Origin of the sequence: Nonomuraea rosea, from assembly GCF_039539705.1 — a bacterium.
Taxonomy (GTDB): domain Bacteria; phylum Actinomycetota; class Actinomycetes; order Streptosporangiales; family Streptosporangiaceae; genus Nonomuraea; species Nonomuraea rosea.
Genome location: NZ_BAABDQ010000012.1, coordinates 75,519 through 90,733 on the forward strand (window position 1 = coordinate 75,519; position 15,215 = coordinate 90,733).

Consider the following 15,215-nt stretch of genomic DNA (forward strand, 5'->3'; position numbering starts at 1 on the left):
GTCAGGCGTCGGCCGTGCCGAGCGCGAGGTTGATGAGGTCGTCGACGTCTGCGGTCCTGATCGCGTCCAGAGCGTCCGCGGACGCTATGGACGCGTCGGCCGCAGAGCCGGTCGACGCACTGGTACTTGTGCCGGTCGGCGCGCCCGCGAGCTCGGCGAGCACGTCCAGCAGGCCCGCCTCCCGCAGCCGGGCCAGCGGGATCGCGGCGATCGCGGCGCGCAGGCCCGACTCGGGGTCGGATTCCTCCTGGCACAGCTCGGCGCGCAGGTGGTCGACGATGGCCGACGGCGTCGGGTAGTCGAACAGGAGCGTGGCGGGCAGCCGCAGCCCGGTTCCGGTGCTCAGGCGGTTGCGCAGCTCGACCGCGGTGAGGGAGTCGAGGCCCAGGTCCAGGAACCCGCGGTCGGGCGCCACCTGGTCGGGCGCGGCGTGCCCGAGCACGGCCGCCGCCTCCGCCCGTACGAACTCCAGGAGCAGCTCCGTCTGCTCCGCCGTGTCCTTGCCCGCCAGCCGGTCGGCCAGCCCGGCGGCCGCGGTCGTCCGGGTTCGGGCGGGGGCGAGGCCGCGCAGCAGGTCGTGATCGCGCAGGGCGGCGGTGTTGAGCTTGGCCGGGGCGAGCAGCGGCCGTCCGGTGGCCAGCGCGGCGTCGAGCAGGGCGAGCCCGGTGTCGGTGGGAATGGGCAGGACGCCGCCGCGGGCCAGCCGCGCGGTGTCGAGATCCTGGCCCATGCCCGCCTCCCACAGCCCCCAGGCGAGCGAGATGCCTTTCGCCTGGTGGGCGAGCGCGTCGAGGTAGGTGTTGGCGGCGGCGTAGTTGGCCTGGCCCGGGTTGCCGAGGAGGCCGGAGATGGAGGAGTAGAGGACGAAGGCGTCGAGGTCGCCGGTGAGCTCGTGCAGGTGCCAGGCGGTGTCGGCCTTGGTCCTGAGCACGGTGTGGAGCTGGTCGGGGGTGAGCGCGGTGATGGTGGTGTCGTGCAGGACGCCCGCGGTGTGGAAGACGCCGGTGAGGGGGCGGTCGGCGGGGATCGTGTCCAGGAGGGCGGCCAGGGCGGCGCGGTCCGAGACGTCGCAGGCCGCGATGGTGACCTCGGCGCCGAGTGCCGTCAGCTCGGCGGTCAGCTCGCTGGCGGCGGGGGTGCCGGGGCCGCGGCGGCTGGCCAGGAGCAGGTGGCGGACGCCGTGGCCGGTGATGAGGTGGCGGGCCAGGTGGGTGCCGAGCGCGCCGGTGCCGCCGGTGATCAGTACGGTGCCGTCCGGGTTCAGCGTGACGGGGGCCGCGTCGTGCTCGGCGGCCTTGGTCAGGCGCGGGACGAGCTGCTTGCCGTCGCGCACGGCGAGCTGGGGCCGGGTGCCGGTCACCTCGGCCGGCTCGCCGGCGTCCAGGAGGTGGAAGCGTCCCGGGTGCTCGTTCTGCGCGGAACGGATCAGGCCCCAGACGGTGGCGGCGGCCAGGTCGGTGATGGGGTCGCCGGGGCCGGTCGCGATGGCCCCCTGGGTGACGAAGACCATCCGCGAGTCCGCGAACCGCTCCTCCGCCAGGAAGTCCTGGACCAGGCGCAGCGTCCGCTCGGCCAGCGCGTGGGTGACCGTGAGGTGGTCGCCGTCCGTGCCGTGGCTGGGGACCACGATGACCGAGGGGGCGGGGCCGGCGTCCAGGAGAGCCGCAAGGTCCTGATATTTCGGTACATCGGGCATGGCCGCGTACGAGCCCAGCACCGCCACCGAGCCCGGCTCCGCGCCATCGGAGGCCGCGACCGGCTGCCAGGTGACCTCGAACAGCGAGTTCCGCAGCGCCGGCTCCCCGAACTGGCCGGGCACGATCCGGCGCGTGGCCAGCTCCTCCACCACGGCCACCGGCGCCCCGAACGCGTCGTGCACGGTCATCGACACGGCGTCCTCACCGGCGACGGTCAGGCGCACGCGGAGCCGGTCGGCCCCCGTCGCGTACAGGCGGACCCCGCTCCACGAGAACGGCAGCCGGATCGACCCGTCGCCGGTCAGCGCCAGCGGGTGCAGCGCGGCGTCCAGGAGCATGGGATCGAGGTCGAACCCCGCCCCGTCCCGCCTGACCTCCGCGTACACGTCGTCGCCGTGCCGCCAGGCCGCGTCCAGGTTCTGGAACGCGGGTCCGTAGTGCATACCGACGCCGGACAGCCCCAGATAGAGGTCGTCCAGGTCGATCGGGGTGGCGTCCTGCGGCGGCCAGGTGGTGGGGGCGTGCGGCGGCGCGGCCTGCCCGGCGGTGAGATGGCCGGTGGCGTGCAGGGTCCACTCGTCCTGGTCCTGCGTGCGCGAGTGGACGGTGAACGCGCGGCGCTCCTCCTCCGGCGGCTGGATCGCGAGGTTGAGCTGGTGGGTCGCGGTGACGACCAGCGGGGCGTGCAGGGTGAGCTCGCCGATCCGGTCGGACCCGACGTGCGCGGCGGCGTGCAGGAGCAGGTCCACGAACGCGGTGCCGGGCAGGATGACGGTGTCGTGGACGGCGTGGTCGGCGACCCAGGGCTGCTCGTCCCGGGTGACGCGGCCGGTGAACAGGTGGCTGCCGTCGGGCAGGTCGGCCGTGGCGTGCAGCATGGGATGGGTGGTGGCCGCCAGCCCGAGACTGGCGGGGTCGCCGCCGGTGGCGGTGCTGTTGAGCCAGTACCTGTCCCGCTGGAAGGCGTAGGTGGGCAGCGCCACGGAGCGGGCGCCGGGGTAGAGGGTCGCCGGGTTCGCGCGGAGCTGGGCCAGGGCGGTGGCCAGGGTGGTCGTCTCCGGCTTGCGCTGGCTCCTGGTCGGGATGGCGTGGCCGACCTGGGTGGCCGCGAGCGGCGTGAGCGTGGCGTCGGGCCCCAGCTCCAGGTACGTGGTCACGCCCAGCCCGTGCAGGGTGAACAGGGTGTCGGCGAAGCGGACCGGCTCCAGCAGGTGCTGCGTCCAGTAGTCGGCGGTCTGCAGCTCGGCGCCGGTCGCCAGATCGCCGGTGAGGTTGCAGACGATCGGGATGGCGGGCGGCCGGTAGTCGAAGTCCTCCAGCGCCCGGGTGAGCCGGGAGGCGATCGGCACCATCTCGGTGGAGTGGAAGCCGAGCTGGACGTTGAGCGGGCGGGTCTTGTACCCGGCCTCGGCCAGGGTCGCGGTCAGCGCCCGTACGGCCTCCCCGCTGCCGGAGACGACCAGCGAGCTGGGCGTGTTGACGGCGGCGATGGACACCTCAGGAGTCAGATAGGCCTGCAGCTGCTGCTCGCTGATGGTGACCGCGGTCATGGCGCCGTCCGGCGGGAGCGTGGCCATCAGGGCGGCCCTGGTGGTGACCATGCGGGCCGCGTCTTCCAGGTTGAGCACGCCGGCCAGGTGGGAGGCGGTGATCTCGCCGAGCGAGTGCCCGGCCAGGTAATCGGGGGTGATGCCGTGGTGGGTGAGCAGCCGGTGCAGGGCGATCTGGAAGGCGAAGACGGCCGGCTGGGTGTAGCGGGTGTCGTTGAGCTCCTCCGTGCAGGCCGCGTCGAACATGATCGTCTTCAGCGGCCGTTCCAGGTGGGCGTCCAGCGCCGCGCACACTTCGTCGAGCGCGTCGGCGAAGACGGGGTGGGTGCGGTAGAGGTCGGCACCCATGCCGGACTGCTGGCTGCCCTGACCCGTGAAGAGGAACGCGGTCTTGCCGGGGGGCGGGGACTGGTGGTGGGTGAGGTTCGGCGCGGGCCGGTCGTCGGCCAGCGCGTGCAGGGTCTGCCGGAAGTCCTCGCGGGTGCTGCCCACCAGCGCCGCTTGATGCGGGAACTGGGCGCGGGCGGTGGCCAGGGCGTAGCCGACGTCGGCCGGGGACAGCTCGGGGTGCGCGTCCAGGTGGTCGGCCAGGCGGGCGGCCTGGTCGCGGAGCGCCTGCTCGGTCTTGCCCGACAGGATCCAGGGGATCGGGCCGTCGGCGGCCGTCGGCTCGGCATCCTCCTGGGGGACCGCTTCGAGGATGACGTGGGCGTTGGTGCCGCTGATCCCGAAGGAGGAGACGGCGGACCTGCGCGGCCGATCGTGCTCGGGCCAGGGGGTGGGCTCGGCGAGCAGGCTGACCGCGCCGGCCTCCCAGTCCACGTGCCGGCTGGGCTCGTCGAGGTGCAGCGTGGGCGGGAGCAGGCCGTACCGCATGGCCTGGATCATCTTGATGACCCCGGCCGCGCCGGCGGCCGCCTGGGTGTGGCCGATGTTCGACTTGACCGACCCCAGCCATAGCGGGACCTCGCGGTCCTGGCCGTAAGTGGCGAGGAGGGCCTGGGCTTCGATGGGGTCGCCCAGCGTGGTGCCGGTGCCGTGGGCTTCGACGGCGTCCACGTCGGCGGGGGTGAGGCAGGCGTTCGCGAGGGCCTGGCGGATGACGCGCTGCTGGGACGGGCCGTTGGGTGCGGTGAGCTGGCTGCTGCGGCCGTCCTGGTTGATCGCGCTGCCCCGGACGATCGCCAGCACCGGATGGCCGTTGGCGCGGGCGTCGGACAGCTTCTCCAGGAGGAGCAGACCCGCGCCCTCGCCCCAGGCCACGCCGTCGGCCGTGTCGGAGAAGCTCTTGCACCGCCCGTCGGCCGCGAGCCCGCGCTGGCGGCTGAACTCGACGAAGATGCTCGGCGTGGCCATCACGGTCGCGCCGCCGGCCAGCGCCAGGTCGCATTCCCCGTTGCGCAGCGCCTGCGCGGCCAGGTGCATGGCGACCAGGGACGAGGAGCAGGCCGTGTCGATCGTGACGGCCGGGCCCTCGAAGCCGAAGGTGTAGGAGATGCGCCCCGACGCCACGCTGCTCGCGCTGCCGGTGCTGAGATAGCCCTCGAACTCGCTCGGCGACTGCTGGAACATCCGGGTCGCGTAGTCGTCGTACATGATCCCGGCGAACACGCCCGTGGCGCTGCCGCGCAGCGTGGCCGGGTCGATGCCGGCCCGTTCGATGGCCTCCCAGGCGGTCTCCAGGAGAAGACGCTGCTGGGGGTCGATGGCGGTGGCCTCGCGCGGGCTGATGCCGAAGAACGCCGGGTCGAACCGGTCGGCGTCGTACAGGAAGCCGCCGCGGGAGGCGTAGCTCTTGCCGAGGGCGTCGGGGTCGGGGTCGTACAGGTCGGCCAGCGGCCAGCCGCGATTGTCGGGGAACGGCCCCGTCGCGTCGGCGGCCTCCGTGACCAGCCGCCACAGGTCCTCGGGCGAGTCGACGTCGCCCGGGTAGCGGCAGGCCATGCCGACGATGGCGATCGGGTCGTCGCCGGCGACCGCGGCACGCGCGGCGGCGACGGGGGCCGCTGTGGTCGTGGCGACGAGGATGCCGCGCAGGTGCGCCGCGAGGGCCGCGGAGCTCGGGTAGTCGAACAGGATCGTGGCGGGCAGCCGCAGCCCGGTGGCGGCGTTGAGCCGGTTGCGCAGCTCGACCGCCATCAGCGAGTCGAGTCCCACGTCGAGGAAGCCGCCGTCGGGGTCGACGGTGGTGCCCGGCGCGTACCCGAGCACTTCGCGGAGCCGGCCGGTCACCAGGTCGAGCAGGAACCGTTCCTGCTCGGCCGCGCCCAGGCCGGCGAGCCGGTCGGTCACCGATCCCGTGCTCTGCCGGGTGGCCGCGCCACGGCGGGCGGCGGGCCGGACCAGGCCGCGCAGCAGGTCGTGATCGCGTACGGCCGAGGTGTTCAGCTTGGCGGGGACGACGAGGGGACGGCCGGTGGCCAGCGCGGTGTCGAGGAGGGCGAGCGCGGTGTCGGCGGGCATGGGGAGGAGGCCGCTCCTGGCCATCCTGGTGGTGTCGAGCGACTCGCCCATGCCGGTGTCCCAGAGGCCCCAGGCCAGCGACGTGGCCTTGCCGAGGTGGGCGAGGGCGTCGAGATAGGTGTTGGCGGCGGCGTAGTTCGCCTGGCCCGGGCCGCCGAGCAGCCCGGCGATCGAGGAGTACAGGACGAACGCGTCCAGGTCGCCGGTCAGCTCGTGCAGATGCCAGGCCGGGTCCGCCTTCGCGCGGAGCACGGTGTGGAGCTGGTCGGGGGTGAGGCTGGTGACGGTGGCGTCCTGCAGCACGCCGGCCGTGTGGAAGATGGCCGTGAGCGGGTGCTCGGCCGGGATGGTGTCGAGCAGGGCGGCCAGGGCGTCGCGGTCGGCGGTGTCGCAGGCGGCGATCGTGATCTGCGCGCCGAGCGACACCAGGTTGGCGATGCCGGGGGCGTCGGGGCCGCGGCGGCTGGCCAGGAGCAGGTGGCGGATGCCGTAGTGGGTGACGAGGTGGCGGGCCAGGTGGGTGCCGAGCGCGCCGGTGCCGCCGGTGATCAGTACGGTGCCGTCCGGGTCCAGCGTGACGGGGGCCGCGCCGGGTCCCGTCACCTTGGTCAGGCGCGGGACGAGCCGTCTGCCGTCACGCACCGCCACCTGCGGCTCCGCCGGGACGGTCACCTGCCGGGGCTCGTCGGTGTCCACGAGGTGGAAGCGTCCCGGGTGCTCGCTCTGCGCCGAGCGGACCATGCCCCAGACGGTGGCGGCGGCCAGGTCGGTGATCGGGTCGCCGGGGCCGGTCGCGATGGCCCCCTGGGTGACGAAGACCATCCGCGAGTCCGCGAACCGCTCATCGGCCAGGAACTCCTGGAGCAGCCGCAGCGTCCGCTCGGCCAGCGCGTGGGTGGCTTCGAGGTGGTCGCCCGCCGAGCCGTGGCTGGGGACGACGATGATATCGGCGGGGTCCTCCAGTGCGGCCAGGTCGCCGTCGAGCACGACCCACGGGGCGGGGTCGGCGTCCGCGGCCGTCTCGGTCCACTCGACCTGGTAGACCGGGTCCGACGCCGGCCGGCCGGCGGTGACGGGCCGTCCCGTCAGCGACTCGATCTCCGCGACGACCGCGCCGTCCCGATCGTGCAACGTCAGCGCCGCGGTCTCCGCACCGGTACGCCGGATGCGCACCCGCGCCGCGGTGACCCCGGTCGCGTGCAGCGCGATCCCCGTCCACGCGAACGGCATCCGGGCGGCGCCGAACCCGTCGTCGCCGTCCTGGATCGCCAGCACGGCGGGGTGCAGCGCGGCGTCCAGGAGCGCCGGGTGGATGGCGTGCCGCGACACGTCCGCGTCCTCGGGCAGCGCGACCTCGGCGTAGACGGTCTCCCCGTCCCGCCAGATGGCCCCGACCCCCTGGAACAGCGGCCCGTACTGCAGGCCGGTGAGCGACAGGTGCGCGTAGAGGTCGTCGATGTCCACGCTCGACGCGCCCTCGGGCGGCCAGGTGGCCAGGACCTCAGGCGCAGCCGCCCCGTCGATGCCGAGATGGCCGGTGGCGTGGTGGGTCCACTCGTCGTCGTCCTGGGTCCTGGAGTGGACGGTGAACGCGCGGCGGTCGTCGTCGGCCGGCTGGACGGTGAGGTTGAGCTGGTGGGTGGCGGTGACGACCAGGGGCGCGTGCAGAGTGAGCTCGTCGATCTGGTCGTAGCCGATGTGGTGCGCGGCGTGCAGGAGCAGGTCCACGTAGGCGGTGCCGGGCAGGATGACGGCGTCGTGGACGGCGTGGTCGGCGACCCAGGGCTGGTCGTGCGGGGTGATGCGGCCGGTGAACAGGTAGCCGTCGTCGGGGAGCCGGGTCACGGCCCGCAGGACGGAATGCTCGACCGCCTGCATGCCGGTGGCGGTCAGGTCGGTGCTGGTCGTGGTGAGCCAGTACGACTGCTGCTGGAAGGCGTAGGTGGGCAGCGTGGTGGAGCGGGCGCCCGGGTAGAGGGCGCCGGGGTTCGTGGAGAGCTGGGCCAGGGCGGCGGCCAGGGTGGCGGTCTCCGGTGCGCGCTGGCTCCTGGTGGGGATGGCGTGGCCCGCCTGGGCGGCCAGGGGGGTGAGCGTGGCGTCCGGCCCGAGTTCGAGGTACGTGGTCACGCCGAGGTCGCCGAGGGTGGTGAGGGTGTCGGCGAAGCGGACGGGGCGGAGGAGGTGCTGGGTCCAGTACGCGGCGGTTTGCAGGTCGTTTTCGGCGGCCAGCTCGCCCGTGAGGTTGCAGACGATCGGGACCGTGGGTGGCTGGTAGTCGAAGTCGTTGAGCGCTTGGGTGAGTTGGTCGGCGATGGGTTCCATCTGGGTGGAGTGGAAGCCGTTTTGGACCTTGAGGGGCCGGGTTTTGTAGCCCGCCTCAGCCAATGTCGCGGTGAGGGCCTGGACGGCGGTTTTGTGGCCGGAGATGACGAGGGAGGTGGCGGTGTTGATGGCGGCGATGGAGACGTCGGGGGTGAGGTAGGGCTGGAGGTCTTGTTCGGTGATGGTGACGGCGGTCATGGCGCCGTCCGGGGGGAGGCTGGCCATCAATGCCGCTCGGGTGGTGACCATGCGGGCGGCGTCTTGGAGGTTGAGGACGCCTGCGAGGTGGGCGGCGGTGATCTCGCCGAGGGAGTGGCCTGCGTAGTAGTCGGCGGTGATGCCGTGGTGGGTGAGCAGGCGGTGCAGGGCGATTTGGAAGGCGAAGATGGCGGGCTGGGTGTAGCGGGTGTCGTTGAGTACGTCGGTGTCGGTGAACATGACGGTTTTGAGCGGCCGGTCGAGGTGCGGGTCTACTACGGCGCACACTTCGTCGAGCGCTTCGGCGAAGACGGGCTGGGTGCGGTAGAGGTCGGCGCCCATGCCGGCTTGCTGGCTGCCTTGGCCGGTGAACAGGAACGCGGTCTTGCCTGGTGGCACGGTGGTGGGCTGGGGTAGGGCGTCGAGCTGGGCGAGGAGTTCTTCGCGGGTGGCGCCGACGACGGTGGCGCGGTAGGGGAAGCGGGTGCGGGTGGCCAGGCTGTAGCCGATGTCGGCCGGGGACAGCTCGGGGTGTGTGCGCACGTGTTCGGCCAGGCGGGTGGCCTGGTCGCGGACGGCCTGCTCGGTCTTGCCCGACAGCGTCCACGGGATCGGGCCGTCGGCGGCCGTCGGCTCGGCCTCGTCCTGGGGGACCGCTTCGAGGATGAGGTGGGCGTTGGTGCCGCTGATCCCGAAGGAGGACACGGCCGACCTGCGCGGCCGATCGTGCTCAGGCCACGGGGTGGGCTCGGTGAGGAGGCTGACCGAGCCGGCCGTCCAGTCCACGTGGTGGCTGGGAGCGTCCACGTGCAAGGTCTTGGGCAGCAGGCCGTACCGCATGGCCTGGACCATCTTGATGACCCCGGCCACCCCGGCGGCGGCCTGCGTGTGGCCGAGGTTGGACTTGACCGAGCCGAGCCAGAGCGGGGTCTCCCTGTTCTGGCCGTAGGCGGCGAGCAGGGCCTGGGCCTCGATGGGGTCACCCAGCATCGTGCCCGTGCCGTGCGCCTCCACCGCGTCGATGTCGCTCGGCGCGAGGCGGGCGACGGCCAGCGCCTGACCGATCAGGCGCTGCTGCGAAGGGCCGTTCGGGGCGGTGAGGCCGTTGCTGGCCCCGTCCTGGTTGATCGCGCTGCCCCGGACCAGCGCCAGCACCGGATGCCCGTTGGCGCGGGCCGCGGAGAGCCGTTCGAGCAGCACGAGCCCGGCGCCTTCGCCCCACGCCACCCCGTTGGCGGCGTCCGCGAACGGCTTGCACCGCCCGTCGGGCGCGAGCCCGCGCTGGCGGCTGAACTCCAGGAACATCCCCGGGCTCGCCATCACGGTCGCGCCCCCGGCAAGCGCCAGGTCGCACTCCCCGCTGCGCAGCGCCTGCACCGCCAGGTGCATGGCCACGAGCGAAGCCGAGCAGGCCGTGTCCACGGTGACCGCGGGACCCTCAAGCCCCAGCGTGTACGAGACCCGCCCCGACGCCACACTCCCCGCGATCCCGGTCAGCAGATACCCGGCCGACGACTCGGGACCGACGTCGCACAGCGTCGCGTACTCCTGCCCGGCGAACCCCGCGAACACCCCGGTACGGCTGCCGCGCAACGCGACCGGATCGATGCCGGCCCGTTCGATCGCCTCCCAGGCGGTCTCCAGCAACAGCCGCTGCTGCGGATCGATGGCGACGGCCTCACGCGGGCTGATGCCGAAGAACGCCGGGTCGAACCGGTCGGCGTCGTACAGGAAGCCGCCCCGGCGGGCGTAGGTCTTGCCGGCGGCGTCCGGGTCCGGGTCGTACAGGTCGGTCACGGACCAGCCCCGGTTGCCGGGGAACGGGCCGGTGGCGTCCACACCGTCGGCCAGCAGCCGCCAGAGCTGCTCGGGCGAGGCCACCCCGCCGGGGTAGCGGCAGGCCATGCCGACGATCGCGATCGGATCGTCATCGACGGCGGGCGCGCGGGTCACGGCGACGGGCGCCGGCGCGGGAGCGGTGTCCGCGAACTGGTCGCGCAGGTGACCGGCCAACGCGTCGGCGGTGGGATAGTCGAACAGGGTCGTGGCGGGCAGCCGCAGCCCGGTGGCGGTGTTGAGCCGGTTGCGCAGGTCCACCGACATCAGCGAGTCGAACCCCATCTGCTGGAACGACCGCTCGGAGTCGATCGACGCACCCGAGCCGTGCCCGAGCACGGCGGCCGCCTGCTCCTTGATCACCTCAAGGAGGAAGCCTTCCCGCGCGCCCGCGTCCAGCGCCCCCATCCGGTCCGCGAGGGAGGATCCCCGCTCTCCGGTACGGCGTGCCGTACGGACCAGATCCCGCAGCACCGGCGCGATCGTCCCGCCCTCGGCCTGCGCGCGCAGCACGGAGGCGTCCAGCCGGACGGGCGCCAGGCAGGACCGCCCGGCGGCGAGCGCGGTGTCGAGCAGGCCGAGCGCGGTCTCGGGGGCGAAGGGCACGATGCCGGTACGCGACACCTGCGCCGCGTCCAGCGCGGCCCCCATGCCGGCCTCCCACAGTCCCCAGGCGAGGGACACGCCTCCATAGCGGTGGGCGAGGGCGTCGAGGTAGGTGTTGGCGGCGGCGTAGTTGGCCTGGCCGGGATTGCCGACGAGGCCGGAGATGGAGGAGTAGAGGACGAACGCGTCGAGGTCGCCGGTGAGCTCGTGCAGGTGCCAGGCGGCGTCCACCTTGGTCCGGAGCACGGCGTGGAGCTGGTCCGGGGTGAGGGCGTCGACGGTGGCGTCCTGGAGGACGCCGGCGGTGTGGAAGACGGCGGTCAGCGGGCGGTCGGCCGGGATCGTCCCCAGGAGGGCGGCCACGGCGTCGCGGTCGGCGGTGTCGCAGGCCGCGACGGTGACCTGCGCGCCCAGCGACTCCAGGTCGGCGAGGCCGGGGGCGTCAGGGCCGCGGCGGCTGGCCAGGAGCAGGTGGCGGATGCCGTAGTGGGTGACGAGGTGGCGGGCCAGGTGGGTGCCGAGCGCGCCGGTGCCGCCGGTGATCAGGACCGTGCCGCCGGGGTTCAGGGAGAGCGGCGTCGTGCCGGCGGGGGCGGCCTTGGCGAGGCGGGGGACCAGGAGCTTGCCGGCGCGGACGGCGGCCTGCGGCTCGCCGGTGATCCAGCCGTCGTGGCCGTTCTGGTCCACGTCGATGACGGAGAAGCGGCCCGGGTGCTCGTTCTGTGCGGTGCGGACGAGGCCCCAGACGGTGGCGGCGGCCAGGTCGGTGATGACGTCGTCGGGGGCGGTGGCGATGGCGCCTTGGGTGACGAAGACCATCCGCGAGTCCGCGAACCGCTCGTCGGCGAGGAAGTCCTGGATCAGGCGCAGGGCGCGTTCGGCCAGCGCGTGGGTGGCTTCGAGGTGGTCTTCGCCGGTGCTGTGGAGGGGGACGACGATGACCTCGGGGGCGTTCTCCAGGGTGGTGAGGTCGTCGAGCACGACGGACTCGACCGGCTCCGGTGCCGGCAGCGACGTCCACTCCATCCCGTAGAGGGACTCGGCGGTCGTGGCGACCTGACCGGCGGAGACCACGCGGGAGGTGAGAGTCCCGATCGTGGCCACCGGCGCGCCGGACGCGTCCGTGATCGCCAGCGCGACCACGTCCCTGCCGATCGTCGACACCCGTACCCGCAGGCTCGTGGCACCCGCCGCGTGCAGTGACACGCCGCTCCAGGTGAACGGGAGGCTCACCTGGCCATCGGTCAGCGCGCGCAGCGCGGAAGGGTGCAGCGCGCTGTCCAGCAGGGCCGGGTGGATGCCGAACTTGCGGGCGAGGTCGTGCTGGTCCTCGGGCAGGTCGATCTCGGCGTAGACGTCGTCGCCGAGCTCCCACGCCGCCCGCAGCCCCATGAAGGGCGGGCCGTAGTGGTAGCCGCGATCGCTCAGCCGGTCGTACAGGCCGTCGAGGTCGATCCGCGTCGAGCCCTCCGGCGGCCAGACGGCCGGCGGCGTGGCAGGGACGGGCTCGCTGGTGGTGAGGTAACCGCCGGCGTGGGGGGTCCACTCGTCCTCGTCCTGCCGCCGGGAGTGGACGGCGAAGGCGCGGCGGCCGTCGTCGGCGGGGCTGACGGTGACGTGCAGGGTTCTGGCGGTGTCCTCGGGGATGGCCAGGAACGCGTGGTGGGTGAGCTCGTCGATCTGGTCGCAGCCGATGTGGTGCGCGGCGTGCAGCAGGAAGTCGATGTAGGCCGTGCCGGGCAGGACGACGGTGTCGTGGACGGCGTGCCGGCGGAGCCAGGGATGGTCGTTCAGCGAGACGCGGCCGGTGAAGTGGTGGCTGCCGTCGGGGAGCTGGGTCGCGGTGTGCAGCAGCGGGTGGCTGAGGTTGCGGTCGCCGCCGGTCTGGGGGGCGGTGAACCAGTACGACTGGTGCTGGAAGGCGTACGTCGGGAGCGTGGTGGAGCGGGCGCCCGGGTAGAGGGGGCCGGGGTTCGTGGAGAGCTGGGCCAGGGCGGCGGCCAGGGTGGTGGTCTCCGGTGCGCGCTGGCTTCTGGTGGGGATGGCGTGGCCCGCCTGGGCGGCCAAGGGGGTGAGCGTGGCGTCCGGCCCGAGTTCGAGGTACGTGGTCACGCCGAGGTCGCCGAGGGTGGTGAGGGTGTCGGCGAAGCGGACGGGGCGTAGGAGGTGCTGGGTCCAGTACGCGGCGGTTTGCAGGTCGTTGTCGGTGGCCAGGTCGCCGGTGAGGTTGCAGACGATCGGGACCGTGGGTGGCTGGTAGTCGAAGTCGTCGAGCGCTGCGGTGAGCTGGTCGGCGATGGGTTCCATCTGGGTGGAGTGGAAGCCGTTCTGGACCTTGAGGGGGCGGGTTTTGTAGCCCGCTTCGGCCAGCGTCGTGGTCAGGGCCTGGACTGGGTCTCGGTGGCCGGAGATGACCAGGGAAGTGGCCGTGTTGACGGCGGCGATCGACACCTCGGGGGTCAGGAAGGGGCGTAGCTCCTGCTCGGTGATGGCGACGGCGGTCATCGCGCCGTCCGGTGGCAGGCTGGCCATCAACGCCGCGCGGGTGGTGACCATGCGGGCGGCGTCTTCCAGATTGAGCACGCCTGCGAGGTGGGAGGCGGTGATCTCACCCAGGGAGTGGCCTGCGTAGTAGTCGGCGGTGATGCCGTGGTGGATGAGCAGACGGTGCAGGGCGATTTGGAAGGCGAAGATGGCGGGCTGGGTGTACCGCGTGTCGTTGAGGGCCTCGCCGTCGGTGAACATGACCGTTTTGAGCGGCCGGTCGAGGTGCGGGTCTATTACGGCGCACACTTCGTCGAGTGCTTCGGCGAAGATCGGCTGGGTGCGGTAGAGGTCGGCGCCCATGCCTGCTTGCTGGCTGCCTTGGCCGGTGAACAGGAACGCGGTCTTGCCTGGTGGCACGGTGGTGGGCTCGGGCAGGGCGTCGAGCTGGTCCAAGAGCTCTTCGCGGGTGCTGCCGACGACGGTGGCGCGGTAGGGGAAGCGGGTGCGGGTGGCCAGGCTGTAGCCGACGTCGGTCAAGGACAGCTCGGGGTGCTCCCGGATGTGCTCGGCCAGGCGGGCGGCCTGGTCGCGGACGGCCTGCTCGGTCTTGGCCGACAGGGTCCAGGAGACCGGGCCGTCGGTGATCGAGGGCTCCCGGCCGGCCGGGGACACCGCTTCGAGGATGACGTGCGCGTTCGTGCCGCTGATGGCGAAGGACGAGACGGCGGACCTGCGCGGCCGGTCGTCATGGTCGGGCCACGGGGTCGGCTCGGTGAGCAGGCTTACGGCTCCGGCCTCCCAGTCCACGTGCCGGCTGGGGGCGTCCACGTGCAGGGTCTTGGGGAGGAGGCCGTACCGCATGGCCTGGACCATCTTGATGACGCCGGCCAGGCCGGCGGCGGCCAGGGTGTGGCCGATGTTCGACTTGACCGAGCCGAGCCAGAGCGGGGTCTCCCTGTTCTGGCCGTAGGTGGCGAGCAGGGCCTGGGCCTCGACCGGGTCGCCGAGGCTGGTGCCGGTGCCGTGCGCCTCGACGGCGTCGATGTCCGGCGGGGTGAGCTGCGCGTCGGCCAGCGCCTGGCGGATCACGCGCTGCTGCGAAGGGCCGTTCGGGGCGGTGAGCTGGCTGCTGCGGCCGTCCTGGTTGACGGCGCTGCCCCGGACGACGGCCAGGATGTCATGCCCGTTCGCCCGCGCGTCCGACAGCCGTTCGAGCAGGACCATCGCCGCGCCCTCGCCCCACGCCGTGCCGTCGGCCGCGTCGGCGAACGCCTTGCACCGCCCGTCGGGCGCGAGCCCGCGCTGGCGGCTGAACTCCTGGAACATCCCCGGCGCGGCCATGATCGTAGAGCCGCCGGCCAGCGCCAGCCCGCACTCGCCGTTACGCAGCGCCTGCACCGCCAGGTGCAGCGCCACCAGCGAGGACGAGCAGGCCGTGTCCACCGACACGGCGGGCCCTTCGAGCCCGAGCGTGTACGCGATCCGCCCGGAGGCCACGCTGACCGTGGTGCCCGTCAGCACATGCCCCTGGACGTCGTCGTTGCCCGGGTTCGTCAGCGAGACGTACTCCTGCGCAGAGACCCCCGCGTAAACCCCCGTCCTGCTGCCGCGCAGCGAGGTCGGGTCGAGCCCGGCCCGCTCGATCGCCTCCCACGAGGTCTCCAGCAACAACCGCTGCTGCGGGTCGATGGCGATGGCCTCGCGCGGGCTGATGCCGAAGAACTCCGCGTCGAACCCGTCGGCGTCATAGACGAACCCGCCCTCCCTCGCGTACGACTTGCCGAACGCGTCAGGATCCGGGTCGAACAGTTCGTCGAGGTTCCAGCCCCGCCGCGTCGGGAACGGGCCGATGGCGTCGACCTCGTCCACGACCAGCCGCCACAGGTCCTCCGGCGACCCGGCCCCGCCGGGGAAGCGGCAGGCCATGCCGACGATCGCGATCGGCTCGTGCCTGGCCGCCTCGGCCTCGGCCAGCAGCTGCCGGGTGCGCTGCAGGTCAGTGGTCACCCGCTTGAGATAGCCGCGAAGCTTTTCCTCGTTCGACATGGAATTCGTT

The 15,215-nt window shown here is 73.0% G+C and carries 1 protein-coding gene; it reads right to left on the reverse strand.

Annotated features, from left to right (window positions below; all coding sequences use genetic code 11):
* Position 1: 1 nt before the first annotated feature.
* The gene (locus tag ABEA43_RS26930; protein ID WP_345566015.1) at positions 2 to 15,205 is read right to left on the reverse strand and encodes an SDR family NAD(P)-dependent oxidoreductase; all 15,204 of its coding nucleotides are present in this window, start codon (positions 15,203 to 15,205) and stop codon (positions 2 to 4) included.
* Positions 15,206 to 15,215 lie beyond the last annotated feature (10 nt).